Source organism: Staphylospora marina, assembly GCF_003856495.1.
Taxonomy (GTDB): domain Bacteria; phylum Bacillota; class Bacilli; order Thermoactinomycetales; family Thermoactinomycetaceae; genus Staphylospora; species Staphylospora marina.
Window position 1 is genome coordinate 2,026,909 of sequence record NZ_CP034118.1, and the last position, 26,050, is coordinate 2,052,958.

The following is a 26,050-nucleotide window of genomic DNA, read 5'->3' on the forward strand; positions in this document are numbered from 1 at the left end:
ATGGCCGGGGAGATCCTCGGGATGCTCTTGAACGGCTCGCTCATTTTGCTGCTGGTGCTGCTGAACGGCTTTTTCGTGGCCGCGGAATTCGCGATCGTCAAGGTCCGGGCAACCCGGATCGCCCAATTGAACGAGGAAGGAAACCTCCGGGCGAAAACGGTGCAAAAAATCCTGAGCGATCTCGACTCGTATCTGTCCGCCACGCAACTGGGCATCACGCTGGCCTCGCTGGGACTGGGGTGGGTGGGCGAACCCTTCCTGGCCCGTCTGTTCGAACCGTTGCTCATCCGGTTTGGCATCCACGGCCAGTGGATCCACGTGATCTCATTCGGAGCCGCATTTTCCCTGATCACCTATCTTCACATTGTCATCGGAGAAATGGCCCCCAAATCGCTGGCGATCCGGAAGGCGGAGCAAACGGCCCTGACGGTGGCCAAGCCCCTTCATTGGTTTTTCGTGCTGTTTCGCCCGACCATCCGCCTCCTCAACCGGACGGCAATCCGCCTGCTTCGGTGGATCGGTGCGGAAATGGTTCCCGATCACCAACAGGCCCACACGGAAGACGAAATCCGCATGCTGGTCGAGCAGAGCCACAAAAGCGGCATCATCGACCAAACGGAGCTGTCTCTGTTCGACAACATCTTCGAATTCACCGACCGGATCGCCCGGGAGGTGATGATCCCCAGAGTGCGGATGGTTTGTCTGTACGCCGCGCGCCCGTTTGAAGAAAACATGGAAATCATCTACGCCCATCCGTACACCCGGTATCCTTTGTGCGGGAAAGACAAGGATGACATCCTGGGCATCATCCACATCCGGGACGTGTATCAAAGGCTTCATCGCGGCGAACCGGCGGATTTGAAGCAACTGGTCCGGCCTGCGGTCTTCGTGCCGGAAACGATGGAACTGAAAGACATTCTTCGCGTGCTTCAGAGACATCGGACGGAAATGGCGATTGTCGCCGACGAATACGGGGGAACGTACGGTTTGATCACCATCGAGGACATCGTGGAGGAAATCGTCGGAGAGATTCAGGATGAATTCGACGATGAGCGGCCCGCCATTCAGCAGGAATCCGGCGGAACGGTGATCGATGCGGGGCTGTTGATCGAAGACGTCAACGAACACTTCGGGTTGAGAATCGAAGACGAAGAAAATGACACCATCGGAGGCTGGATTTTTTCCAGACTGAAGGAGATTCCCCAACCCGGAGCATTCGTTGACGTGGGGGATTTCCGGTTTGTCGTACAGGAAATGTCCGGTCGCAGAATCACCCGCCTTTTGGTGCGTGAACGCTCCGACCCCGGAACCCCGAAAACGTCAAAACAGGCTCCGGACGACGATCCGGAAGTTCCGGCTGATCCGCATCCGTGAACCTGTGAAGGGTTTCCCCGTATGGTCGACCGAAGCGAGTTCAACGCACCCGCACCAGACCGTGTCCGGTCCAACCGTCCACGCCGGCCGGAGGCAAATCGATGGCGCGCGCAAACAGAACTCTTTTCAACTCCTGCGCCGACAGCTTGGGCAGCGCTTTTTTGTAGATGGCGAGCGCGCCGGTCACATGGGCGGTGGCCATGGACGTTCCGCTGAGGTAGGCGTAACGCCCGCCGGAATACGTGCTGAGAATCTTGGAACCCGGTGCGGCAATGTCCACCTTCCCCGTGCCGGAGTACCATTCCCGGCGATTCCTCTTGTCCACCGCCGCCACCGAGATCACTTGAGGCAAACGGGCCGGCACCTCCACCGTGTCCCCGTACCCCGAAGGTTGCCCCGAATTGCCGGCGGCCGCGACGACCAGAATTCCCCGTCTGACCGCCGCCGAGATGGCCTGGCTGAGAGCGGGCGGAATTCTTTTTCCGCCGCTGATGCTGATGTTCAGGATGTGCAATTTCCGGGAAATGGCCCATTCGATGCCCTTGATCAGATGGATCATGCTTCCGGTCCCGGAACCGTCCAATACCTTGATGGCGTACAACGAAACTCTGGGAGCCACGCCGAGCAATCCGGCATGTTGCGCGTACGCCCCGATGATTCCGGCAATGTGCGTGCCGTGACCGTTGTCGTCCTGGGGGGGACGACTCGGGGAAATGATGTTGATGCCGCCTTTGATGTTCGACGCAAGGTTGGGATGATTCAGATCGATGCCGGTGTCAAGTACCCCCACCCGGATCCCCTGGCCTTGATTCCACCTCTTGGGTCCCACGACCCGGGCAATGTTCCAGGGGGTCACCCGGTTCTTGAATCGGCTCCCGCTGGTCGCCGGCTTCGATTGGGCCATGATCCGTTCCACCCGGTAATAGGGAAGCGAGCATTTCGATTCACTGTTGACATGAATCACATCCGGATCTTCGAGCAATTTGCCGATCTTCGATTTGTCGGGAACGGACGCGATCACCATGGGGGAATACCTGCTCACGTGATGGATGGTGCCGCCGATCCGTTCGATCTTCTCCGGCATCGCTCTTGAACGGAACACAAAGGAATACAACATGAGATCACCCCTTTGTTCTGAAATATGAGCAAAGGGGTGATCTTGACTGGACATTCTTTCAAAATTGGCGGCTATCCTGATAGATTCACGGAGGGAACCGGAGTCGATCCGGCGGTGTGTTCACGGGTTCCCTCCCACGTTTCCTGAACGTTCGCTCCGCTTAAGAACAGCTCCGAAATCTCGTCGTGTCCACGCTGATTGGGATGAACCTCGTCACAGAACCACTCATGGCGGTTCAAAAACCGGTAGAACGGATTGATGAACGTGACCCCGTACCGTTCGCAAATGCGGGTGTACATGCGGTTCATCATTTTCACCGCCATCGCCGCTTTCTGAAAGCCCAGCTCATAGGCGGGAGGGGGAAGATAAAATCCCAGCAGATAAATGGAAACCGTCGGATTCGCGCCGCGGATCAAGGACAGAATCCGGCAGAGCCGCTGCTGGATCTCGCGGGCCGTCTTGACGACGTCCCGCAAGGTGAGAGTGCCTGCCTCATACAGCCGGATGAAATCGCATCCTCCGGTGGTCAACGAAATGTGCGTCATTTTGGGCAGCATCCGAAGGATGGCCGGATTTTCCACAAAATGCAACAGCTCGGCACTCGTCATTCCGGACACACCCCAATTGCGGAAACGGCAGTCATCGGAATGGCGCAACTTCCGGAACAACCGGACGACAAAATGCCTGTCGGGACTTTCCGCGCCGATTCCCTCGGTGAGCGAATCCCCCAGAGCCAGATAGGCAACCGGTCGCAACTGCTCATCTCGCATGGGTTCTCTTCCTTTCCATGATTGATCGCCGCTTAGTCCATTTCCATCGAAACGGCATGAGCGATGCAAGGAATCGATTCTCCCTGCTGGTAGGAAACCGGACTGAGCAGTGCACCGGTGGCCACCACAAGAATTCTCCGGTATTTCCCCGTTTGAAGTTTCCGGATCAAGTGTCCGTACGTCACGATGGCACTGCTGGCACACCCGCTTCCTCCCGCAAACGTGTCCTGTTCGGCGGTGTAGATCATCAATCCGCAATCATTGAAGCGGTCGCCCATTTCATATCCTTCCGCCCCCAGCAGTTCACGGGCGATCGGCAGACCCACCGAGGCAAGATCTCCCGTGACGATCAGGTCATAGTCGGTCGGTTTCCTGCCCGTATCCTCGAAGTGGGCGGCGATGGTTCGTGCCGCCGCCGGAGCCATGGCCGATCCCATGTCAAAAGGATTTTTCACCCCGTAATCGGTGACGGTTCCCACCGTGGCATAACGAATTCTCGGCCCTTCATGGCCGACTCCCAGCACGCAGGCGCCGGCTCCCGTGACGGTCCACTGGGCGGTGTCGGGCTTTTGCCCTCCGTATTCGGTCGGATAGCGGTACTGCTTTTCCGCCGTGCAGTTGTGGCTGCTGACACCGGCAACCGCTTTCCGGGCATATCCGGCGTCCACGAGAGCGGCGGCCAACGTCAGCGACAACATGGAAGTGGAACAGGCTCCGTACACGCCGATGAAAGGAAGCTGCAAGGTGCCGGCGGAGAAAGCAGCGGTGATGTTCTGGTTGAGGAGATCTCCCGCCAAAAAGATGTCGATGTCATCCGGGGTCAGCTCGGCTTTCCGGACGGCGATGTTCACCGCGTCTTCCATCATTTTGCGCTCCGCTTTCTCCCACGTGTCTTCTCCGCAATAAAGATCGTCGTAGACCTTGTCATAGGAATCTTTGAGCAGCCCCTGGCCTTCCATCGGCCCCGCCACGGCGGATGAGGACAAAATCCGGAGGCTCTCGCTGAAGGTCCAGGTATGTTTGCCGACCCGTTTCAAATCACCCATCGTCAGTGCTCCCCCTCTCATCGGATCATCCCCAGCAACGTGTGAATGACTCCGACCACAAAGGCAGCCACCGTTCCGAACACGATCACGGACCCGGCCAGTTTGAACATGTTTCCGCCGACACCGAGAACCCATCCTTCGGACTTGTGCTCAAGCGCCGCGGAAGCGATGGAGTTGGCAAAGCCGGTCACCGGCACGGCCGTGCCCGCGCCGGCCCACTGACCGATCCGGTCAAACACCCCGAGGCCGGTCAGAAGACAGGACAGAAAGATCAGCGTGGCGGTGGTGGGCTCGCCCGCCTTTTGCGGTTCGAAACCGAACCACCTGACATACATCATGGAAATGGCCTGCCCCAGCATGCAGATCGACCCGCCGACGAGAAATGCCTTCACGCAGTTGGCCAATACTTTCGGCCTGGGACGATGTTTGTCTGCAATCTTGGCGTAAAATTGGTCTCTTTTTTTTCCCTTCATGGATGAAAGCACACTCACGCTCTTCGTCTCCTCCGCATGCAAGATGGATGATGTTATCATGCGAAAGATTGAATCGGTTTATGCGAAAACCGGGTCCGGATGGGACCGGTGAAAGAGAACGAAGAAGGGGCGGATTCACGCCCGGTCGAAACCGGCATATGCCTCCAATTGTTTCACGCACTCGGCTTTCAACCATTCATTCAACCATTTTTCCTTGCGGATTGTCCCTTTCCATCGGCAACGCACTTCCCTGGCTTCCTCCGATTGAACCGTCTCCAGAATCTCAACGCCCAGTCGCCTCAATTCCATGCGCACGGACCGAAGATCCCGCTCCGCCCGCTCCGTCAACCGGTCGGACAGGCTGACCCAAAAGCCGGCAAACCGGACCGGCGCCGCGGCAAGCCGCTTCCGGTCGGCCAGCAGGGCGGCAACCAACACTTCAAGCACCACGGATTTCTTGAGCGTTTCCAGAAAATGAATCGTCTCTTCGACGGTTTCCAAGGCCGTTCGTCCTCCTTGCCACTGCCCGAAAAGAAACCTGCCGGCTGTTTGCCGGCAGGTTCGGGGGTCATTGCAAATCGTTGGAAGCATGCGGGTTGTGGGTTTCGGAGATGACCTGGAGCGCCTCGCCCGCCTCGTCCTGGTAAGGTTGGTGCACCGCCAGGTCTCCGAGCGAAACCATGCCGATCAACCGGTTGTTTTCCACGACCGGAAGTCGGCGAACCTGTGCTTCCGCCATCAGTCTGGCCGCTTCATCCACCGACATGTCCGGCGTGCAGTAAACCAGTCGGGTCGACATGATCTCTCCGACCGGCGCGGAGTTGGGCCTGCGCTCCGCGATGTTGCGGATCACCAGGTCGCGGTCCGTCACCATTCCGCGCAACTGTCCGTTCTCCACCACCGGAACCGCACCGATGTTGTGATCCTTCATCAGGACGGCCGCTTCAAAGACATTGTCCTGCGGCGACACATATTCAATATCGGTGGACATGATATCCCTGACCTTGTGCATGAAAAATCCCCCCTCTGCCGTATATCGTTCCACCGGCCGAGGGGGGCATTCTCTCCACTTCCTGACAGTCATTGAGGCGACGCAGATCCGTCCGTCTTCGGATCGGGAGCCAACTTGCCCAAGGCGATTCTGACCAGCCACTCCGCCCCGATTTTCAGCGACCGTTCATCGATGTCAAACCGGCTGTGATGATGCGGTGCGGTGATTCCCCGCTCTGTGTTGCCCGCCCCGACAAACAGGAACGCTCCGGGACGCTGCTGCAGATAGTAGGCAAAATCTTCCCCGCCCATCACTTTCGGGAGGGTGACCACCCGCTCCGGGCTCACGATTTGTTCCGCCAACCGGGCGGCGAACCGGACCTCTTCGGGAGGGTTGATCAGCGGCGGATAACCCGGACGGTATTCAAAGCGGCAGGAGGCCTGAAACATGGAGCAGGTGCTTTCGATCACTTCCCTCATCCGCTTGATGATTCTCTCCCGCGTCCCGAGGTCAAAGCATCTCACCGTTCCGCCCATCCGGACCGTGTCGGCAATGACGTTGAACCCGGTCCCGCCCTGGATGGTGCACACCGAGATCACCGCCGAGTCGAGCGGATCCGTTTCCCGGGAGACAAGGGCCTGCAAATTGATGACCACATGCGATGCCACCAGCACCGGATCCACCGTCTTGTGAGGCAAGCCGCCGTGACCGCCTCTTCCGATGATCTCCACCTCAAATCCGTCGGCGGCCGCCATGAACTCCTTTTCACAGATGCCGACGCATCCGACTGGCAACGGAGACCAAAGGTGCAGACCGAACACGCAGTCCACGCCGTCCAGCACCCCTTCCCGGATCATCCCTTGCGCTCCTCCGGGCAATTTCTCTTCGGCCGGTTGGAACAGAAACAATACTTGACCGGCCAGCTCTTCCCGGAAGGATGTCAAAGCCTTGGCGGCTCCCAGCAACATCGCCATGTGCCCGTCATGGCCGCAGGCATGCATGACACCGGGCACCTCGGAACGATATTCCGTTTCATTTTCCTCCTGAATGGGCAAGGCATCCATGTCGGCCCGCAGTGCAATCGTCGGTCCGGGTTTCGCCCCGCGGAGCAAGCCCGTCACTCCGTACCCGGCAATTCCCGTCCGAACTTCCAGACCGAAGGATTCCAACAATTCCGCCACTTTCCGCGACGTTTCCTTCTCCTGAAACGAAAGCTCCGGATGACGGTGAAAATGCCGCCTCCAGGAGATCATTTCCTCATGCAGCCCGCCAACGATCCGGTGTACCCGATCGGTCATATGTCCCCCTCCCCGGAACGTGATGATGTTTTGGATTTTGCCGCCGACGGCGGCGCCTCATGCGGTTTCAAGCTTTGCCGCCGCTTTCGGCATGTTGTCATCGCGGTCTGAACGTACTATCATAAAAAGAGTTCAACACGGTGCAACCAAAGGAGGCACTTGGAATGATCTTCACCGATGTCAAAACCAAAGGCATCCGCAAAGAATTCGGCGAACTGGAGCGGATCATGACCAAAAAGCTGGGCTTTGTCCGTTGGTCCTGGGATTTCGGGAAAGTCACATATGATTTGAAATATACGCTGGACGGTGTTGACTATTACCTCCGCCTCTCCGGCCGGGTCGTGAATGAAAAAAGACTGGAAAACAAGAAAGCCCTCGTGGAACTGGATCATCCCCGTTTTGCGCGTCATTTCTTCCCGCATGGTTTGGATGAAACCGTTGAAGTCCCGGAAGGATTGAGCGAAGACGTCAAAGCCAAGTTGACTGAGCTTGAAAACGCACTCAACGAATAAGGATTCTATTCCCGACAAACAAAACCCTTTTTCCGATGGGATGGTCGGAAAAAGGGTTTTTCGGGACATCAGATCGACCGCCGATCTTCCGATTTTTTCCCGTCCGTTGCACGGGATTCCTTGAATTCCAGTCCTTCCACCTTGACGTTGACTTCCACCACTTTCAAACCCGTCATCATTTCCACGGCATCTTTCACTTCCCGCTGCAGCCTCGCACACACTTCGTGGATCGGTCTCCCGTACTCGACCACCACCCGGAGATCGATGGCCGCCTCGGCCTGCCCCACTTCCACCGTGACGCCTTTGGTCACGTTTTTTCCGCTGACCCGCTTGGCGATTCCTTCTGCCACTCCGCCGGACATGCCGGCAATGCCTTCCGTTCCGAGCGCTGCGAGACCGGCGATCACCGCCACCACATCATCCGCGATCCTTACCGTACCTTGCCAGGCTTCCATGCGCCTTCCTCCCGTTTTCCGACTCTAGCTGACTTTGTAACCGGCAATCTTCACGATCGTCCGGACCTGGGGATGATCCAGATTCACTCTGTATCCGTAGTACGTCCGGCGATCGATTTCCACTTCCACGGGGGTAATATATTTCCCTTTCAGCAACCGTTGAAACAATTGACTTGCCTCCAGTTCGTCCAAGCGGAACTTGCGCGCCAAATCTTTCTTGATCCAGGTGCTTCCGTAGCTTTTCCCCAGGTTTCCGGGATCCCTGTACCATTCATAAATATGCAGGACCGCTTGTTGAATGAGCCGATCCACGCCGGACATTTTTTGAAATTGATCAATATTCAGAAACTTGAACAGATTGTGGGTATGATCGCAAAACTCATGATGGGCGGCGGATTTGGAAAGACTTTCATCCTGGAGACAAACGAGTTCCACCCGCTTTCCCCTGGACCACAACCGGTCCAGCAGCGGAATCATGTCCTGGTCCGCACTGACAATCACGAATGTCGCAATTTCCGGGATTCGGTGAAGCACATCGATCGCATCGATGCAAAGCTGGATGTCGGATGCGTTTTTGCGGTCTTTTCCTTTTCGGCCGTTTCCGTACACCTGGTGTATGTGCACTCTTTTTTTCTGCAGGCTCATCATCGACAGGTCCAGTTGTTCAAAATCGGCATACGCCTCGATCAATCGGATGGATTCCCTTCCGTAATGCTGTTGCAGCCGGAGAAAGAGATTGTGCTTCTCATCCGGGTGGTCGGGATCAAAACAATATTTCTTCAAACCATAATATACATTCTCCAGATCAATGAAGATCGCCGTGTCTTTCGAGCCCATGGGTTATGCCCTCCTTTCCACGGCAGCCCGTCCTCATATGGGTCTATTTCGATCTCCGGGAAGGATTTCCTGCCCCGGGCCAAATCAGACAGGTTTCTGCACCCTGCGAGCGAATTTGACAATATTCCGACTTTTGTATGCTGAAAGTGAGTCGGATGGAATCCGCTTGCGTTGAATGGAGTCGGTTCCGCACCGAGAATTCATTTCCCCATGCGCACAGAGGTGAACCGGAATGAAAAATCGATGGTTTTCCCCGATGCTGCTGCTTACCACCCTGGGAAGTGCCGCGGCCCACTTTCTGACGGAGAATGAATCGCTCCGCTTCGCCGCCGCCTGTCTTTCGCTCGTTTTCTGGGCCGCGCTGCTCGGAAAAGCCACGGAAAACGTGGCGCATTACTCCGGTGAACGGCTCGGGGGGTTGCTCAACGCCACGTTCGGAAACGCCGCGGAACTGATCATTGCCATCTTCCTGGTCAAAGAAGGACTGTTTGACATGGTCAAAGCGAGCATCACCGGCTCGGTGATCGGCAACCTGCTTCTGGTCCTGGGGCTGTCCGTCTTTTTCGGAGGTCTCAAACACCGCATTCAACGATTCAATTCCATGTTGGCCGGGCACAACGCTTCCCTCATGATGCTGTCCGTGATTGCGCTGTTTGTTCCGGCGGCCTTCATGACGGGGCTTCCGACGAAAGAAAAACACGGCGTCAGTCTGATCATCGCCGCATTGCTGATCATCGGTTACTTCCTCTGGCTGTACTTTTCGATGGTGACCCACAAAGAAGAATTGGGAGAAACCATCGACGGCGTGCCGGATCACGTCCATGAAGAAAAACCGATGTGGTCCAAAGGGTTGTCCCTCCTGATGCTGGCCGTGTCCACCGCGTTTGTCGCCCTGCAATCGGAATGGTTGGTGCACAACGTGGAAGCCGTCGCCAAGACCCTGGGATGGTCCGAACTGTTCGTGGGGGCGTTCCTGATTGCCATCATCGGAAACGCCGCCGAACACAGCGCCGCCATCTTCCTCGCCATGAAAAACCGGATGGGTGCGGCCGTGGAAATCGCCGTGGGCAGCAGCTTGCAAATCGCATTGTTCGTCGCTCCCGTTCTGGTTTTCGTCAGTTGGCTCCTCGGACATCCGATGGACCTGATCTTCAGCAACCACGAGGTGGCGGCCATCGCCGTGTCGGCGTTCATCGCCGCTTCCATTTCCCGGGACGGATCCACCAACTGGTACGAAGGCATCCTGCTCCTTCTCGTCTATCTGATCTTGGGCACGGTGTTTTTCGTGGTCTGACCGATGCCTTGGAATCGCTTCCCGGCCCTCCTTCCCGGCCCTCCCTTGAACATGCCGTGAACCGGGCCGGCCGATGCGGCCGGGCCCGCCGCACGGTGTCCCCTCTCCCCTTCTCCGGCCCCCTCTTCATTCACAACTTTTTTGCACAAGCGACAAGAATTTTCCACGTTGAACGGCTCGGAAACGGGAATGAACGGAAACAAAGCGTTCCCTCGGATGAAGACGATGCCCTTCCATCCAATCTTCAGCCGTCCAATTTCTCTCTGCTAAGGAAGGGATTTATTACTATTGTAATGAATTTATGAAATATCGGCATTTGACATCAGGAACGGAACGAAACACCCACGACGGATTGTCGACGCGGACTCCTTCACATCGCAAGCGGGTTTCCGGATCACAAGGAAACGCCGGTGCATGCGGATGAAGCGGCCTTGCCCGGACACGCAATGCCTCCTGTCATCGGAGCAGAAAAGGACCTGGTTGATCCAAAAATTAAACAAATCGTAAAATTTTCCAAACGCGGAATCGTCGTTTCATCCGCTTCCCGAGTCGATTCGATCAGACCCGCTTCGATCGCGGGGAGCCCGCCGGAGGGGCATGCCGCCCGTCCGGCCGCGAAGTCACCGGTTTTCGCATGTTCCACAAGTTCGCATCCCTTCGGGGACGCCGGGGGAAACATCCAACTCGGGAGGAGAAGGGGTCATCCGGATGAATGAACAACAGTTGATCACCTTTGTCGAAGTGGCCCGGAAGCGGCATTTCCGACAAGCGGCGGAAGTGCTCAACCTGACCCAACCTGCCGTCAGTGCCCAAATCCGTAGCCTGGAGGAAGAATTGGGCACCAAACTGTTCATCCGCTCACAAGTCCGTCTGACACCGGCCGGAACCACCTTCCTGCCATATGCAAAAAAAATCCTGGACTTGATGGAGGAGAGCAAAGAAGCTGCCGGCGGATGGGAACGAAAGCCGAAAGGCCCGTTGACGCTGGGAATTCCCTCCGGTCTGTCGCAAGCGATCCTGCCGCGGCTGGCCAAATATTTCCGGACCCGTCATCCGGAACTGCCCCTGCGGTTGTTGACCGTGGATTCGACACGAACGGTTTCGCATTTGTCCGAAGGACTGATCGATCTCGGGGTGATGTTCGATCTGGGGCCGGTACCCGCGCATCTGCGAACGCAGACGCTGTTTGTCGATTCTTTCGTCCTGATCGCCGCCCGAAACCACCCGTCTTTCACGGACAAAAGCCACGTGTCGCCTGAAGAGCTGGAAAAGTGCCCGCTGATTCTGTTTGCGGCCGGTACGGCGGAACGGATGTTGCTGGATTCCCTGTTGGAGAAGCATCAAATCCGGGTACGGGGCGTCATGGAGATCACGGGGACGGAAGAGATCAAACAGTTGGTCGCGGAAGGGTTCGGCATGGCCCTCGTTCCTTCGGTCACCGTGGATGACACCGTTTCCGTCCGGAAGGTCCGCATCACCCGGTTCGAGCATTCGGTGACCATCAGCCTGTGCCATCCCGAACCGAAATACCTCACCCGCACCGCAAAACAAGTGATCGAAGACATCCGGGGAATCTATCCCGCGGACGGGCCATAAAAAAAGACTCCGCCATTTCGGGAGTCTCCTGGTGTCATTCCCCTTCCGCCGGGGGGAGAATTCTTGTATACAGATCCGCCAGCTTTCGTTCGAGATCGTGAATGATTTGCTGTCCTTGGTCCCGGGTGATCAGTCCGGCGCGGACGGCAAAATCGATCTCCCTTGACAATCCGAACATCTGGGTGTCCAACACTTCTTCATACAACGGACACTTGGGCAACGTCAGGTTTTGAAGCTGGACGGCGATCAGCTGAGCGATCTTTTCGGCATCTTCCCTGAGCAGGGCGAGCGCCCGCAGATGCAGATCGGTCTGCGCCTTGGTGGTCAATGCGAACCCCCCCTCGACCATGAGTGGCATCTCACGGATAAATCGGACCCGATGATACTAAAACCAGTTTATCACGTTCGCCCCCCGTTTGCAAAACATGCCCGTATGCACGGGCCTGATTGAGGTATAATGGAAGAGTTGGGATACAACCGGCCACGCGCGGAAAGGGGGTGCTTTGATGCATCCGGTTATTCCCGTCACCGGTTTGGTCACCTGGCGCATCACGCTCGACCCGTCGATCTGGATCATCGACGACCGGAAATTCCCTTTGTCCGACCGGATTCCGGGCGAGGAAGGATTGGCGGTCGAGCTTTCCGCCTTTCTGAAAAACAGCGAACCTCTTCCCGAAGCCACCAAAGTGATCGTGCATCGCTCCACGGGAGATCCGGTCACCCTGAGTCTCGAAGAGGCCATGCGTGCACTCATGTGTTTCGCCAAAGACGGCAAGCCGATCCGGGAAGGCGGACCCGTCCTTCTCTATCTGGCGGACGGAAGCAACCGTCATGCGCCGATCGACGGCATCACAAAACTGGAATTGGCCGAATGATGCCGGGATTCACCCGTTCTCGCGCCGGAGGATGTTCTTCCGGCGCGTTTTTCTCCGTCTTTTCTCTCCCCTCCGATCAACGCTCTTCGCCCTCCTTCTCCGGTTCGAAATTTTTTTGATTATTTCTTGACACGTACTATTGACGTACCGAAAAATCAAATCAATAATATAAATTAAATTTTTATTAATGTGAGTATTTTTCTGCATTTTCGAAGGGGGAGTCGTGTGAATTTTTTCGGTCTGCACCGGAACATCCGGATCCGACTGGTGAGCCTGTTCCTGACACGAACCGCAAACAACACCGTCTTTCCCTTTGTCGGCATCTATTTTGTGGACAAGTTGGGCACGGACAAGGGCAGTCTTGCCCTCTTTCTCATTTCACTGGTCACCATGCTCGCCGGCTTCCCGGGCGGTTATCTGGCCGACCGGATCGGCCGCAAGAAGATGATTCTCATCTCGGAAAGCTTCATGTTTCTGGCGTTTGCGGGCATGACGCTGGCCAACTCGCCGCTGTTGGATTCCGTCCGTCTGACATGGTGGATGATGATCCTGCACGGAGCGGGCCTGGGGCTCAGCCTGCCGGCCACCGACGCGATGATCATCGATTCAAGCAACAGCGAGAACCGGCGGACCGTGTATACCCTTCAATACTGGATCTATAACCTGTCCATCATGATCGGTTCCCTGATCGGCGGGTTGTACTTCCTGGACAAGCGTTTCTGGCTGTTTCTGGCGCTTTCCGTCGTTTCGCTCATCAATCTTCTTTTGTTTGCGACGTTGAGGGAACTGATGCCGGCGCCGACAAAAGCACCGGATTTGAGCGAATTTTTGAGCGATTTCTCGGCTTCTTACCGGAAGGTGGCGGTTGACCGCCTGTTCATCCTGTATTGGATCGCCAGCCTTGCGGTGCTCTCGCTGGAATTTCAGTTTCCGTACTATGTCACCGTTCTTTTGCATCGGACGTTTCCGGAACAAACCCTGTCCATCTCCGGTCTGTTCTCCGCCACGTTGGACGGCATCCAGGCCGTCAGTTGGCTTCGCATGGAAAATACCGTTCTGATCGTCGCGGGAGCGTTGCTTTTGTCTTCATGGATCAAAAAAATGAATGACAGAGCCGCTCTGACGGGCGGCATTGCCCTGTACACCGTCGGCAACGCCGCTCTGGTTCTGACCCAGGACATCGGACTCCTGCTTCTCGCCGTGTTCGTCTATACCCTCGGGGAAGTGATCTTTATCCCGGTCAAACAGAGCATGCTGGCCGATCTGGCCGATGAACGTTCCCGCAGTGCTTACATGGCCGTTTACAATCAATTGTTTCATGTGGGCCGGCTGGCGGGAAGTCTCGGCATCAGTCTCGGTGCCCGCCTGACCCCCGGGTGGATGGCGTTTCTCTTCCTGATCACCGGTTTTGCGGGCCTGATGTTGTTTCGGACCATTTGTCGCCGCATGGAACACCGGCTTTCCTCTCCTCCCCACGGAGAGAAGAAAATGGTCGGACAACCATGAACAAACAAGAAAAGCGGTCGGGTTCGGATCCCGGCCGCTTTCTGCTTTCTCCGCCTTGCTTCAGCTTTTTGCCGTTCTGACCACACACAACTTCACGCCTTCGTTCGCTTCGGGTGCCACGACACACAACTTCACACCCTCGTTCGCTTCGGGCCCCACGACACACAACTTCACGCCCTCGTTCGCTTCGGGCGCCACGACACACAACTTCACGCCCTCGTTCGCTTCGGGCGCCACGACGCACAGCTTCGCGCCTTCCTTCGCTTCGGGTGCATACACGCACCACTTCGCGCCTTCGTTCGCTTCGGGCGCCACGACGCACAGCTTCGCGCCTTCCTTCGCCTCAGGTGCCACGACACACAACTTCGTGCCTTCCTTCGCTTCGGGTGCGGACCCTTCCGATGCCACCGCCCGTTTGACGGCATCCAGCAGTCTTTTCACCCGAACAGCCGTCGCGGAAAAATATTCTTCCCCGTACTCCCGCTTCCAGTACTCTTCCGTTTCGTTTGCATAACGAATAAGCACGGGTCGTTCCTCTTCCGTGCTCCCAAACCCCCCGTTGTGATCCAGAATTCTTCCGAACAGATTCATGCAATCTTGAATATATGCCCGGGGATGCAGCATGTGCAGATGCCACATTTCGTCGATGTCACAGGCAGGAGACAGGGGGACGTCTGGATACTTCTGGACCAGTCGCAAAAACTTGCGGTAGCGGACCTCCATTTCCCCGAGTACTTCAACCGGCAACGACGAAAGAAGCTCGGAACTTTTGCGCGCGGCCTTAACCAAGTCCACACTGAGGCTGGGAAGCATGAATCACACCCCTCGGCGAATATATTCAATCTAATTATAATTTATCTAATATTTAGCGTAAATCAAGATTTTGTCATTCTCCAAGGGTTCCTGAAGAAACGGCCGGACATGGCGTACCGGATGGGACAGGGAAATCCGGGGTTCGCCGGGCGGATCGCGTTCGGCACCATTTCGCGCGGGCTCCGCCCGGTCTTCCCGCAAATCGGTCGGCCGATGATCATCCGGAGATCATCTCTTTTTGTAGATATAGAAGGTTCCCGTGGCAAAACAGACGGGGGTATCCCGGTCCGTTTTGATTTCACAGGTGGCAATGGCGAGCGTTTTTCCCATCCGAAGCAATCGGGCCCGGGAGATGAGCATTTCCCCACGTCCCGGCTGCAGATAGTTGATCTTCAGCTCCACCGTCACGGCACCGTACCCTTCAGGGAGATGCCGGTGAACGAGTGAACCGATCGTCGAATCGGCAAGCGTGGCCGAAATCCCGCCGTGCACCATGCCGGCCCGGTTCATCATGAACGGGGTGACGGGAACCTGGAATTCATAGGAACCGTCTTCATTCAGTGAACCGGAAAGGCCCATGTATCCGGAAATCCAAGCGCTTTGTCTTTCGCGTTTCTGACGGATGGCCTGCAGCGTGAGCCGGAGGATCTCCCGCTCCTCGTCATTTCCTTCTTCAAGCACGCGCAGCAGTTCGTTGTGCAAATCCATCATTGACTGACTCCCTTGTGTCCGGCAGAGACGTCATCAAGTAAGCATCCAGAAGCCTCCAGGTCTGTTCCAATGCGTCGCGATGCGTCCGTTCGTACGCATGGGAAGCGTCCACTCCCGGGCCGCAAAGCGCATGCATCACGTCGTGACCCGCCCTCACCGCGGCACTGGCATCCGACCCGTAGCGGGGATAGATGTCCACCTGATGACGGATGTCGTGCTCTTCGGCCAACCGGACAAGAAATTGGGTCAATCCGTAATGATACGGACCGGAAGAATCCTTGGCGCAAATGGATACGGAAAATTCGTCGCCGGTTTGTCCGCTTCCGAGCGCTCCCATGTCCACCGCCAAAAACTCGCGCACGTCGGGCGGGATGGCGCTGTTGGCTCCAAACCCGACTTCCTCGTAACAGCTGAAATAAAAATGGGTGGTGTGAGCCGGCCGGCGACCGCTCTTCGCAAACGCGGCGATCAGCTCGATCAGGACGGCGACGGCGGCTTTGTCGTCCAGATGGCGCGCCTTGATGAATCCGGTTTCCGTCCATTCAATCATCGGTTCAAAGGAGACGAAATCTCCCACGCGAATCCCCTGCTTCCGCACTTCCTCGGCACTGTTTGCCGCAAGATCCAACCGGACCTCCATCGTTTCGTCCGACCTGGGTTGTTTTTCCGCATCATGGTAGACATGAACGGACGTGTGGGAAGCGAGAATGGTTCCGGAATGTTCCCGGCCGTCCCGGGTATGAACGCGGCAATACGCCCCGTCCACGGAAAACCAGCCGAACCCGCCGATTTTGGTCAGCTTGAGTCGCCCGTCGGGTTTGATCTCTTTCACCATGGCTCCCAGCGTGTCCACGTGAGCGGTGATGTACCGGTGGTGTCTGTCATTTTTCCCGTTCAGCGTCACGCGAAGCCCGCCTTTGTTGTCCCGGACGGTTTCAAGCCCCAGTGACCCGAGCCGCTTCTCCACGAAGTCGACGGCCCGATGAGCATATCCCGTCGGACTGGGAATGGCCAGCAAATCCACCAACGTCATCTTTACCCGTTCTTCGGGAAATGCATGCATGAAAACCCCTCCAATGAAGAGAAGCGGCTTCTCCCCCGACGGGAGAGAGCCGCGGATGTTTGTCCCGAATCCGGCCCCGGTCACATCAGACGGTCTCAAACGAGCGGCTGGCCTTGAGGGCATCGGGATTGAGCCCTTTCAGATCCTCGGTGACAAACAAACCGTCCTTGCGGATCAGTTCATCGTCAAACCAGATCTCTCCGCCGCCGTATTCCGGACGCTGAATGCAGACCAGATCCCAGTGAATCGAGGAGCGGTTGCCGTTGTCCGCTTCCTCGTAAGCCTGGCCGGGCGTGAAGTGGAAGCTGCCGTTGATCTTCTCGTCAAACAGGGTGTCTTTCATCGGATGGTTGATGTGCGGGTTGACGCCGAGACTGAATTCTCCGATGTAACGGGCCCCTTCGTCCGCATCGAGGAGCTGGTTGATCCGTTCGGTGTCATTGGCCGTCGCTTTGACGATTTTGCCGTCCTTGAACTCGAAACGGATGTTTTCATAGGTGAAGCCCTGATACACGGAGGGAGTGTTGAACGTGATGTAACCGTTTACGGAATCACGGACGGGGGCGGTGAACACTTCTCCGTCCGGGATGTTGTTCTGTCCGGCGCATTTGATCACCGGGATGTCTTTGATGGAGAACGTGAGATCGGTTCCCGGTCCCTTGATCCGCACCTTGTCGGCCCGCTCCATCCGTTTGACCAGCGGCTCCATCGCTTCCGCCATGCGCTCGTAATCCACGTTGCAAACCCGGAAGTAAAAATCTTCGAATGCTTCCGTGGACATGCCGGCCAATTGAGCCATTGAATGGTTCGGATAACGGAGAACGACCCATTTGGTTTTCTTGACGCGTTGTTCGCTGTGAATCGGGTGATTGTACAGCTTCATGAACAGGCGGATCTTCTCTTCCGGCACATCGCTGAGTTCGTTGACATTGTCGGAACCGCGGATGCCGATGTAAGCATCCATCTTCTTCATCCGTTCCAAATCCAGCTCCGACCAGACGGACAAATGTTCCTCGCTGGTTCCCATCAGCAGCTGGCGGGTGATCGACTGGTCATTGAGCTGGACGTGCGGATACCCTCCCGCCGCGTACACTTCCTTGACCAGCTCCCGCGCCAGTTCGCGCTCCTTGCCGAACACGTCGATCAGGACGCGTTCCCCTTTTTGAACGCGGCATGAATGACGGACGAGGATTCGGGCCAGTTCCGACACTCGTTGATCTCGCATGGTTCATGCATCCCCTTTTCAGATTCTTTTGCTCGGTGTACAATGGCTCGAGACCGGATTGCGTCTTCGGGTCTGCCGACGTCATCTATTCTATCACGTTTTGTTGACGGGAGAAAATCAGCGTCCGTCCGTTTCCGGCAGACGGCCCGGGACGTTCCGAATCATTCGGTGAAGAGGAGAGGGTGCGGTGTTCACGTTTGAGCGCGGGGAAGGAGACAAAGCTTCCCGATATGAACTGATCTTGAAACAGCTCACCCACTTGCTGCACGGGGAGCGGGACTGGCTGGCCAACATGGCCAACAGCGCCTCGCATCTTTTTCATGTGCTCGACGATGTCAACTGGGTCGGCTATTATCTGATGAAAGACGGAGAATTGGTCCTCGGGCCGTTCATGGGCAAGCCGGCCTGTGTCCGGATCCCCGTCGGCAAAGGGGTTTGCGGAACGGCGGTCGCCGAAAACCGTACCGTATTGGTCGAAGATGTGCACGCATTTCCGGGACACATCGCCTGCGACGCCGCATCCCGCTCGGAAATCGTCATTCCGCTGCGGGCGGGAGACACCTTGATCGGCGTGCTGGACATTGACAGTCCCGTTTTGTCCCGTTTTGACGAAACGGACCGAGCCCATCTGGAACGCTATGCCTCCATTCTCCTGGAAAACACGGACTGGAGCCCGATCATCGGAAAATGACCCCCCGCCGGCGACCGGTTCGCAACATCAACAAGGCAGGCCCCCGGCGGGACCTGCCTTTTGAACTTGCTCAAGAATCCGCGTTCTTCTCCGGATTCGTCACTGATGGGGCATCTCTTTCATCTTCCAGATTCCCCGTTCATCTCTTCCCATCAACAGTTGCCCCGATTCTTCCCCGTTCATCAGGAACTCGATATATCCGGACCCTCTGTCCACTTCCACGAATTTGACCGTTTGCACGCCGGAGAACATATCCTTGAATGCCTTTGCCGTTTTCCCGTTGTTTTGTCGCACTTCGCTGACAAACTGTTCCTTGGAGACGGGCACGGCTTCGGGAGCATGCATCGTCAGTTCATACTGAGTTTCCGCATCCTGAGTGATCACGGCATGGACGTACAGTTTGGCCACCATGATCGGGTCGGCGTCTTTCAAAACCTCAAAATCATATTTTTCTTTGAATGAATCATACAACTTTTGCTCGTCCTGGTTCAAGGTCAGCATGTTGGTCTGCTCGGTCATCAGCACTTTGGGCTCATTGCCGACCACCGCTCCGGTTCCCAATTCGTCTCCCTGGCAACCCGCTGCGAGCAAACTTCCGAATACCATCAACGCCAGAACGGCTTTCCGCCATTTGTACAATGCAAGACCCCCTCCCTGTGGTATTACCAAAAGAAATTATATCTGATACAACAAGATTTTTGTGAATATATTTGGATGGTTGGATCACCGGGAATAAGACACCACGCCGCGGCAAACCGTGACCGAAACGCGTCCGTCCGGCCCCAGCACGGTCAGATCCGCGTCCTTTCCATCTTCAATGCTCCCTTTGCGGTGTTCCATCCCCAAGATCCGCGCCGGATTTCCCGATGTCATCCATGCCGCTTCTTCCGCGTCGCACCCCGTGAATGCCCTCATGTTGGCCACCGCGTCACACATGGTCAGGACACTTCCCGCCAAGGTTCCGTCCTCAAGCCTGGCCTCGTTTCCGACCACCCGAACGCGTTGCCCGCCCAGCTCAAACACCCCGTCCCCCATGCATTTGGCCCTCATGGCATCGGTGACGAGCACCAATCTGCGGGCGGATGCCAACCGGTAAGCCAGTCCCGCCATCGGCGGAGACACATGGACGCCGTCCGCGATCAGTTCGACCGTCAGTTCCTCCCGGAGCAACGCCGCCCCGGCGACACCCGCCTCCCGGTGATGCAACCCTCTCATCCCGTTGAACAAATGAGTGACATGGGACGCCCCCGCGGCGATGGCACGGTCGCACACTTCCCAAGTCGCGTCGGAATGACCGATGGACACGATCACGTCCAGATCCCGAAAACAGGAAATCAGCTCCAACCCGCCCGGCCGTTCCGGAGCCAACGTCACCAAGCGAATCCTCCCTCCGGCCAGGTCCTGCCATCGGCGGGCCAAAGACGGGTCCGGCGGGAGAATGTGTCTCTTCGGCTGGGCACCTGCCCGATCCGGGTGAATGAACGGCCCCTCGAGATGAACGCCCAGGCACTCCGCGGAGCCCGGCGCGGACACAAAGCGGGCCACGTTCTCCAGCGCCCGCTCGATGGCCTCCGGTTCTCCGGTCATCGTCGTGGCCAAAAACGCCGTCGTTCCTTCGGCGGGAAGCGCCCGGGCGATGGTTTCCAACGCCTCGGGGACGGCATCCATCACGTCGGCTCCCGCGGCTCCGTGAATATGGAGATCGATGAATCCCGGAAACACCTGACTTCCGTCGGGCAGCCGGATGACATCCGTTTCCGGCGGAATCCGCTCCGGGATCCTTCGTTCCAGCCGGGTGAATTTCCCGTTTTCCATCCACACGGTCCCTTGCTTCCAAATCCCCCGACCGGTCACCAACGTTCCCCTTTGAAGGCAAATCGCCAACCGCCGCCTCATCCCGGTTCCCCATCCTCCTTTTCGGGTCAAAAAATCCCCCACCGACTGGTGAGGGTCAACGGTCAATGCCGCGAAATTCCGTGTACACGCGATACGCCCGTCTGATTTCTTCTTTCATCCACTCGGGAAACTCTCCCGCATCCAGGTCTTGCATGGAGACCCACAGATGGCTTTCATGTTCCGGACTCAGCACCAATTCTCCGCTGGGCTGGTCACAGGCAAACTTGATGATGATCAGGTGCTTTTCTTCCTGAATTTCGTCGTAAATGTAAGCGGGGGCCACCACCTTGACGGACAGACCCGTCTCTTCCTTCACTTCCCGGGCGAGCGCGTCCATCAGCGGTTCGGCCGGCTCCAGCCCGCCTCCGGGAAAATCCCAGCCGTGGGAATCTTTCGCGCTCCGCTCTTCCCGGGATTTGCGAAGGATCAGCACGCGGTCCCGCTCAAAGATGATGGCCTTTGCGGCTATTTTGTACGGTTTGTTCATGGGGATTCCTCCACCTGCTTCAAGCGAAAAAAGGTTGAGGAAGCAGTTGCGATCAAGCGGTTTCGTTCATCCGTCACCCGCGTTTCCAGGAGCGTGACGGTTCTTCCGCGTTTGACCACCCGCGTCTCGGCCGTCAGCCTTCCTTCGGTGGCGGGAGCCAGGAAATGCACGTGCAAATTCATCGTGACGGCTTTGGCACCGTCCCCTTCCAGCTGCAAGACCACCGAGCCCATCGCCGTGTCGATAAAAGTGGCCGTCACGCCTCCGTGCAACATGTGAAACCGATTTTTCAATTCGTCCGAAACCGTCATTCTGTGGACATACACATCCTGCTCCGGATCGTGGTCCAGCGTTTCGAACTTCATGATTTCTTCGATGTAAGCCAGCGGGCTTTGGCGTGTTCGCTTGAGCGCCTGAACCAGACGGGAAACGGTCTCGACTTCCGCCGGTTCAAGATCTTTCAGTTCCTGATACAACTGATCCGGTGTCATCCTCAGATCCATCCTGCCTTATCCGCTTGAGTTTCACTTTCATCTTATCCGATTCGGGCAGGGGACCGCAACTTTGCCCGCCTTCCCCGTTCGCCTGGTGTTATTGCCCGGGAAGATCCCTGCTCCGTTTCGTAGCCATCGCAAAGGCACTCGCAGGGATCTCCCCAGGCTTTACCGTTTCCCTCGCCTGTTTCGGACCGGCGGAGGAATCATCCCGCCGTCCGTCCCGAAAAATTCATCAAATCAATATTTTTATGACCTAAATGTTGTGGTATCATAAAACTGTTGATTCCGTTGACTCAGTCCTTCTCTCCTTTGCGAAGTTTCCTCCGTCATTCTCCTTTCCCACATTCGCCGGGTCTTCCCGGCTTTTTTTTGTGCGGCGGATGAAGCTGAAAGGCAGCCGGATGAGCGGCTGCCTTTCTTGGTTGTCCCCATTGAAGGTTCTCCGACTTCGGATGCCGTCTTCCGGGATGATCCTCACCATCCGCCGGAGACGCCGATGGCCTCACCGGTCACGGAAGCCGCCGTTTCCGATGCCAGCCACAGGCAGCATCCCGCAATCTCCTCCGGTTTGATGAACCGCTTCAACGCCTGCTTGTGGAGAAGATGCTTGTGAAGAGCCTCTTCTTCGCTGATGCCGTCGGCCTCGGACAACTTGCGCAGCTGATTTCGCACCAGAGGGGTATCCACCACGCCCGGCATGACGGCATTGCACGTGATTCCGTGTTCGGCGGTTTCCAGAGCCACCGTCCTGGTCAGCCCCACCAACCCGTGCTTGGCCGAAATGTACGCCGCTTTGTACGGAGAAGCCGTGCGCCCGTGTACGGACGCGATATTGATGATCCGGCCGAATCCCTGCCGTTTCATGACGGGAACCGCGTGCTTGATCAGGAGGAACGGCGCGGTCAGCATGACGTTGAGCAGATGATTCCACCGATCCGTCGGAAAATCTTCCACGGGCGCGATGTGTTGGAGCCCTGCGTTGTTGACCACAACATCCACCCCGCCGCGTTCGGATGTCAAGTGCTGCACCAGCCGTCGGATCTCATGTTCATCGGTCACGTCCATGCCGAATCCGGCGGCCTCTCCCCCTGTTTCGCCGGAGATGTTCCCGGCGGTCCGGGTGGCCCGTTCCCCGTCGAGATCCACCACGGCCACGAAATCGCCGTTTTCGGCGAAAGCCCGGGAAATGGCGGAGCCGATCGTTCCCGCCGCTCCGGTGACGATGACGGTGCGAGGTTTGCGTTTCACGGATGATCCTCTCCCTTCAAATCCCGTTGTTGCCGGCGCGTCGGAAATCACGCCGAATCGCATCTCACACGATGCCCGTCCACATTGCCAACATGATCAGCAGCGGCACGGCCAGCGTCTTGATGACGGTGATGGCGAAAATGTCCGGGTATGATTGCTTGTGCGTCAGGCCGCAGATGGCCAGCAGGGTGATGACCGCGCCGTTGTGCGGCAATGTATCCAAGCCGCCGGCCGACATGGATGCAATCCTGTGCAGGAGTTCGGGATCGATCCCGGCGGTGGTGGCCCAGGCGAGGTATTTTTCTCCCATGGTCTCCAGCGCGATGCTCATGCCGCCGGATGCGGAACCGGTGATTCCCGACAGGACGTTGATGGAAATCGCTTCGGAGACGAGCGGACTGGTCTTCATGTTCAGCAGAACATCGGCCACGGTCTTGAACCCGGGAAGCGTGGCGATCACGTTTCCGAATCCCACCTCCGATGCCGTGTTCATGACGGCCAACAATGAGCCGGCCACGCCGGCCGTCAGGGCGTCGGCCAAACGTCCGCCTTTGTTCCTGCCGCCGGTCGCCTCGGACATCTTCCGCCCGTACACCGCCCAAATCCCCACCGCAAACAAAATTCCGGCCACCAAGGCGGGAATGAGCGCCCAGACGCCGAGCACCTGGTTGACGTTCGCGATCCCGTACGGCTTCAGCTCTTCGGCCGTGTACCACCCGGGAATCCAGCGGGTGAACGCGAAGTTCAAAGCCAACACCAAGACGAGCGGCACCAGCGACACCCAAAAATTCGGAAGCGCCTCCCGCTGCAAGCTTTCCGGTTCGTTCAGCGTGTGCTCTCCGTATCCTTCTCCCCTCAGCGCCAGGGAATGTTTCCGGCGGTAGAGCCACCAAATGCCGACAAAGAAAATGAAGGTACCGCCGATCAGACCGATCAGGGGAGCCGCCATGGTATCGGTATGAAAATACGTGGTGGGAATCACGTTCTGAATCTGCGGAGACCCCGGCAGAGCATCCATGGTGAACGTGAACGACCCGAGGGCGATGGCGGCCGGAATCAGCCGTTTCGGGATGTCGGCCTCCCGAAACAGCACCGCGGCGAACGGATAGACGGCAAAGGCCACGACGAACAGACTGACCCCTCCGTACGTCAGAACGGCGCAGGTCAGAACAACCGCGAGAATGGCATGTTTTGCCCCCAGAGCTCCGGTCAATCCCCTGGCAATGGAACGGGCTGCACCGCTGACTTCCATCACTTTGCCGAACACGGCACCCAACAGAAAAATCGGAAAGTACAATTTCACGTAGTTGGTTGCCTTGACCATGAACACTTCCGTGTACGCGGGCAACAACTCCAGGCCGGACAGCACGGCCGCCAGGAGCGCGAACACCGGTGCGAACAGGATGACCGAATAGCCCCGGTACGCCATGAACATCAGCAGACCGAGAGAAAGAAAGACGGCCAGGACTTCCATGCTCATCTCCCCTTTCCGCAAGTGAGATCAACACCGTCTTGCCCTGTATTTCCTGCAAAATCGGTGCCATGCGGAAAGTCGCGGGATTTCGCCCGGCAAATGTCCGAAATTTCGAACACTCCGCCGGCGCATACGCCCATTCCCTTGAACGGAAGGGATTTCCGTCAGTCCGGATTTTTGGACGCATGTCCGGAATTTTGGACTCGCAGGCCGTGTTTTTTCAGCTTTTCGTAAAATCCGGAACGGCTGATCCCGAGCAGTCCGGCTGCTTTTTCCCTGTCTCCGGACGCCGCCGCCAGCGCTTTTTCGATCGCTTCCCGCTCGGCTCTCTGGACGGCTTCTTTGAGGGAAAACCCCGAATCCGTCGCTTGCCCGCGATCACGGAGATGATACGGAAGATGTTCCACGCCGATGACGGTCCCCTCCATCAAGTGCAGGGACCTTTCCAGCACATTCCTGAGTTCCCGCACGTTTCCCGGCCAATCGTACCGCATCAGGCGATCCATCGCTTCCGGTGACACGCCGCTTGCATGCACTCCCAGTTCGTGACACAGATCATCAAGCAGCCTGTCCACCAATCCGGGCAGATCTTCCTTGCGCTCACGAAGCGGGGGAATGGTCAATGTTACCACGTGCAACCGATAATAAAGATCGGCCCGGAACCTGCTTTCCCGAACCATTTGTTCCAGATTCCTGTTGCTGGCGGCAATGATCCGCACATCCACCGGAACCGGATATTCGGCCCCGACCGGCTCCACTTCCCTGTCCTGCAAAACCCTGAGCAACTTGGCCTGCATGGTGAGCGGCAATTCCCCGATCTCATCCAGGAACACCGTTCCTCCGTGGGCCAGTTCGAATTTTCCTTTTCTTCCTCCTTCCGTCGCGCCGGTGAACGCACCGTCCACGTATCCGAACAGGATCGATTCGAGCAAAGCCTCCGGTATGGCGGCGCAATTCACTTTGACAAACGGCCCCCTCTTTCTCCGGCTCAGCTGGTGAATCGCGTGGGCAAACATCTCTTTGCCCGTTCCGCTTTCCCCGCCGATGAACACCGTCGAATCGCTGGTCGCCACTTTCCGCGCCATCTCCTTCACACGAAGCAGGGCTTCGCTTCGCCCGACGATGTCCTCCAATCGATACCGGACGCCCATGTGTTTGAGATACTCCTCCCGGTAAAAATCCAGCTCTTTGTTGAGGCGAATCAGCTTTCGGGACAGATCATGCAGGTGATTCACGTCCTGGAATAGCACTTTTCCCACCACGGCTTTGGTTTCGCCGTCCTGCACGATGGGAATGCGATGAACCAGCATCTTGTCTTTCCCGATTTTCTGGAGCTGGTTCAATTCCGCCTTTCCCGTACGCGCAACGATATGCATCCGCGTGTTTTCGATCACTTCGGTGACGTGTTTTCCGATGACATCGCGGGCATCCACGCCCAAAAAACGCGCGTAGGTCTCGTTCAACATCCGGATGCGACCGTTTTTGTCCGTAATCACGATCCCTTCGTAAGCGCTCTCAAAAGCGGCCTCGATCATGCGCATGGATTCCCGGCATTCCGCCAGTTCCCGCTCCAGTTCGCCGCACCTTTGACACTCCGGTTTCTTCACGTCACGTTCCCCCTTTTCCCGAATGTTTCGACTCCCCGTGGGGTTCATCTCCAAATGATAAATGAAAGCATTTTCTCTGTTATTGGATGAATGTCCGCCGAATCCTTGCCTTCTTTCCTGGCGACGAAAAAAACGGGTTCAATGCTTGAACCCGTGACAGTGATCAAACCATGGCTCATGGCGGCGGACGCTCG

At 57.0% G+C, this 26,050-nt stretch carries 28 protein-coding genes; 7 read left to right on the forward strand and 21 right to left on the reverse strand.

Annotation, left to right across the window (positions count from 1 at the left end):
- On the forward strand, window positions 1–1,374 hold the full coding sequence (locus tag EG886_RS09990; RefSeq protein ID WP_241154305.1) for a hemolysin family protein: 1,374 nt from the start codon (window positions 1–3) through the stop codon (window positions 1,372–1,374).
- A gap of 40 nt (window positions 1,375–1,414) precedes the next feature.
- Here the strand turns inward: EG886_RS09990 and EG886_RS09995 are convergent, their stop codons facing one another.
- The 7 genes from EG886_RS09995 to EG886_RS10025 all read right to left on the reverse strand — a co-directional run bounded on the left by EG886_RS09995 (window position 1,415) and on the right by EG886_RS10025 (window position 7,069).
- Window positions 1,415–2,491, reverse strand: coding sequence for a S8 family peptidase (locus EG886_RS09995; RefSeq protein ID WP_164491780.1), 1,077 nt, complete (start codon window positions 2,489–2,491; stop codon window positions 1,415–1,417).
- 71 nt (window positions 2,492–2,562) lie between these two features.
- The gene (locus EG886_RS10000) at window positions 2,563–3,261 is read right to left on the reverse strand and encodes an SGNH/GDSL hydrolase family protein (protein WP_124728005.1); all 699 of its coding nucleotides are present in this window, start codon (window positions 3,259–3,261) and stop codon (window positions 2,563–2,565) included.
- A 32-nt stretch (window positions 3,262–3,293) separates the two neighbouring features.
- A complete protein-coding gene (gene spoVAD / locus EG886_RS10005; protein WP_124728006.1) occupies window positions 3,294–4,307 on the reverse strand; it encodes a stage V sporulation protein AD in 1,014 nt (337 codons plus the stop codon).
- A gap of 17 nt (window positions 4,308–4,324) precedes the next feature.
- The gene (gene spoVAC, locus EG886_RS10010; RefSeq protein ID WP_124728754.1) at window positions 4,325–4,780 is read right to left on the reverse strand and encodes a stage V sporulation protein AC; all 456 of its coding nucleotides are present in this window, start codon (window positions 4,778–4,780) and stop codon (window positions 4,325–4,327) included.
- A gap of 135 nt (window positions 4,781–4,915) precedes the next feature.
- Window positions 4,916–5,281 carry a YhjD family protein gene (locus EG886_RS10015; RefSeq protein WP_124728007.1) on the reverse strand — a complete coding sequence of 122 codons (366 nt, stop codon included), beginning with the start codon at window positions 5,279–5,281 and terminating at the stop codon, window positions 4,916–4,918.
- A gap of 67 nt (window positions 5,282–5,348) precedes the next feature.
- Entirely contained in the window at window positions 5,349–5,792 is a 444-nt protein-coding gene (locus tag EG886_RS10020; protein ID WP_124728008.1) for a CBS domain-containing protein, read from the reverse strand.
- A 68-nt stretch (window positions 5,793–5,860) separates the two neighbouring features.
- Window positions 5,861–7,069: a M20 metallopeptidase family protein gene (locus EG886_RS10025; RefSeq protein ID WP_124728009.1), complete on the reverse strand. Its 1,209-nt coding sequence runs from the start codon at window positions 7,067–7,069 to the stop codon at window positions 5,861–5,863.
- A 164-nt stretch (window positions 7,070–7,233) separates the two neighbouring features.
- Between EG886_RS10025 and EG886_RS10030 the strand changes: the two genes are divergently transcribed.
- Window positions 7,234–7,581: a YugN family protein gene (locus EG886_RS10030; protein ID WP_124728010.1), complete on the forward strand. Its 348-nt coding sequence runs from the start codon at window positions 7,234–7,236 to the stop codon at window positions 7,579–7,581.
- A gap of 68 nt (window positions 7,582–7,649) precedes the next feature.
- On the opposite strand, the gene EG886_RS10035 is transcribed toward EG886_RS10030, so the two are convergent.
- Entirely contained in the window at window positions 7,650–8,036 is a 387-nt protein-coding gene (locus tag EG886_RS10035) for an Asp23/Gls24 family envelope stress response protein (protein ID WP_124728011.1), read from the reverse strand.
- A gap of 24 nt (window positions 8,037–8,060) precedes the next feature.
- Window positions 8,061–8,873, reverse strand: coding sequence for an NYN domain-containing protein (locus EG886_RS10040; protein WP_124728012.1), 813 nt, complete (start codon window positions 8,871–8,873; stop codon window positions 8,061–8,063).
- 232 nt (window positions 8,874–9,105) lie between these two features.
- Between EG886_RS10040 and cax the strand changes: the two genes are divergently transcribed.
- Entirely contained in the window at window positions 9,106–10,167 is a 1,062-nt protein-coding gene (cax, locus tag EG886_RS10045) for a calcium/proton exchanger (RefSeq protein WP_124728013.1), read from the forward strand.
- A 708-nt stretch (window positions 10,168–10,875) separates the two neighbouring features.
- Window positions 10,876–11,763 (forward strand): LysR family transcriptional regulator, encoded by an 888-nt coding sequence (locus tag EG886_RS10050; protein WP_164491781.1) that lies wholly within the window; start codon window positions 10,876–10,878, stop codon window positions 11,761–11,763.
- A 34-nt stretch (window positions 11,764–11,797) separates the two neighbouring features.
- On the opposite strand, the gene EG886_RS10055 is transcribed toward EG886_RS10050, so the two are convergent.
- Window positions 11,798–12,091, reverse strand: a complete 294-nt coding sequence (locus EG886_RS10055; protein ID WP_241154306.1) for an Fpa/YlaN family protein — start codon at window positions 12,089–12,091, stop codon at window positions 11,798–11,800.
- A 178-nt stretch (window positions 12,092–12,269) separates the two neighbouring features.
- Between EG886_RS10055 and EG886_RS10060 the strand changes: the two genes are divergently transcribed.
- A complete protein-coding gene (locus EG886_RS10060) occupies window positions 12,270–12,638 on the forward strand; it encodes a molybdopterin-binding protein (protein ID WP_124728016.1) in 369 nt (122 codons plus the stop codon).
- Window positions 12,639–12,863: 225 nt separating this feature from the next.
- Window positions 12,864–14,144 (forward strand): MDR family MFS transporter, encoded by a 1,281-nt coding sequence (locus tag EG886_RS10065; protein ID WP_124728017.1) that lies wholly within the window; start codon window positions 12,864–12,866, stop codon window positions 14,142–14,144.
- Between the two features lie 60 nt (window positions 14,145–14,204).
- Here the strand turns inward: EG886_RS10065 and EG886_RS10070 are convergent, their stop codons facing one another.
- The 4 genes from EG886_RS10070 to EG886_RS10085 all read right to left on the reverse strand — a co-directional run bounded on the left by EG886_RS10070 (window position 14,205) and on the right by EG886_RS10085 (window position 17,956).
- On the reverse strand, window positions 14,205–14,957 hold the full coding sequence (locus EG886_RS10070; RefSeq protein WP_124728018.1) for a glycine-rich domain-containing protein: 753 nt from the start codon (window positions 14,955–14,957) through the stop codon (window positions 14,205–14,207).
- Window positions 14,958–15,185: 228 nt separating this feature from the next.
- Window positions 15,186–15,665 (reverse strand): PaaI family thioesterase, encoded by a 480-nt coding sequence (locus tag EG886_RS10075; protein ID WP_241154307.1) that lies wholly within the window; start codon window positions 15,663–15,665, stop codon window positions 15,186–15,188.
- Complete coding sequence (locus tag EG886_RS10080; protein WP_124728020.1) at window positions 15,631–16,731, reverse strand: M42 family metallopeptidase; 1,101 nt, start codon at window positions 16,729–16,731, stop codon at window positions 15,631–15,633. Before EG886_RS10080 ends, EG886_RS10075 begins: the two co-directional genes overlap by 35 nt.
- A gap of 85 nt (window positions 16,732–16,816) precedes the next feature.
- Window positions 16,817–17,956, reverse strand: coding sequence for an aminopeptidase (locus tag EG886_RS10085; protein ID WP_124728021.1), 1,140 nt, complete (start codon window positions 17,954–17,956; stop codon window positions 16,817–16,819).
- A 187-nt stretch (window positions 17,957–18,143) separates the two neighbouring features.
- On the opposite strand from EG886_RS10085, the gene EG886_RS10090 reads away from it, so the two are divergent.
- Window positions 18,144–18,647 (forward strand): GAF domain-containing protein, encoded by a 504-nt coding sequence (locus tag EG886_RS10090; protein WP_124728022.1) that lies wholly within the window; start codon window positions 18,144–18,146, stop codon window positions 18,645–18,647.
- A 99-nt stretch (window positions 18,648–18,746) separates the two neighbouring features.
- Here the strand turns inward: EG886_RS10090 and EG886_RS10095 are convergent, their stop codons facing one another.
- From EG886_RS10095 to EG886_RS10125, 7 genes are all read right to left on the reverse strand, one after another.
- On the reverse strand, window positions 18,747–19,286 hold the full coding sequence (locus EG886_RS10095) for a hypothetical protein (protein ID WP_124728023.1): 540 nt from the start codon (window positions 19,284–19,286) through the stop codon (window positions 18,747–18,749).
- An 84-nt stretch (window positions 19,287–19,370) separates the two neighbouring features.
- Window positions 19,371–20,543 (reverse strand): N-acetylglucosamine-6-phosphate deacetylase, encoded by a 1,173-nt coding sequence (gene nagA / locus EG886_RS10100; RefSeq protein WP_124728024.1) that lies wholly within the window; start codon window positions 20,541–20,543, stop codon window positions 19,371–19,373.
- 55 nt (window positions 20,544–20,598) lie between these two features.
- Window positions 20,599–21,030 carry an NUDIX hydrolase gene (locus EG886_RS10105; protein ID WP_124728025.1) on the reverse strand — a complete coding sequence of 144 codons (432 nt, stop codon included), beginning with the start codon at window positions 21,028–21,030 and terminating at the stop codon, window positions 20,599–20,601.
- Entirely contained in the window at window positions 21,027–21,521 is a 495-nt protein-coding gene (locus EG886_RS10110) for a PaaI family thioesterase (RefSeq protein WP_164491782.1), read from the reverse strand. The genes EG886_RS10105 and EG886_RS10110 overlap by 4 nt, the downstream gene beginning before the upstream one ends.
- Before the next feature lie 480 nt (window positions 21,522–22,001).
- Window positions 22,002–22,775, reverse strand: coding sequence for a 3-hydroxybutyrate dehydrogenase (locus EG886_RS10115; protein WP_241154308.1), 774 nt, complete (start codon window positions 22,773–22,775; stop codon window positions 22,002–22,004).
- Between the two features lie 64 nt (window positions 22,776–22,839).
- Window positions 22,840–24,255 carry a GntP family permease gene (locus EG886_RS10120; RefSeq protein WP_124728028.1) on the reverse strand — a complete coding sequence of 472 codons (1,416 nt, stop codon included), beginning with the start codon at window positions 24,253–24,255 and terminating at the stop codon, window positions 22,840–22,842.
- 158 nt (window positions 24,256–24,413) lie between these two features.
- Complete coding sequence (locus tag EG886_RS10125; RefSeq protein WP_338134640.1) at window positions 24,414–25,856, reverse strand: sigma-54 interaction domain-containing protein; 1,443 nt, start codon at window positions 25,854–25,856, stop codon at window positions 24,414–24,416.
- Window positions 25,857–26,050: the final 194 nt, after the last annotated feature.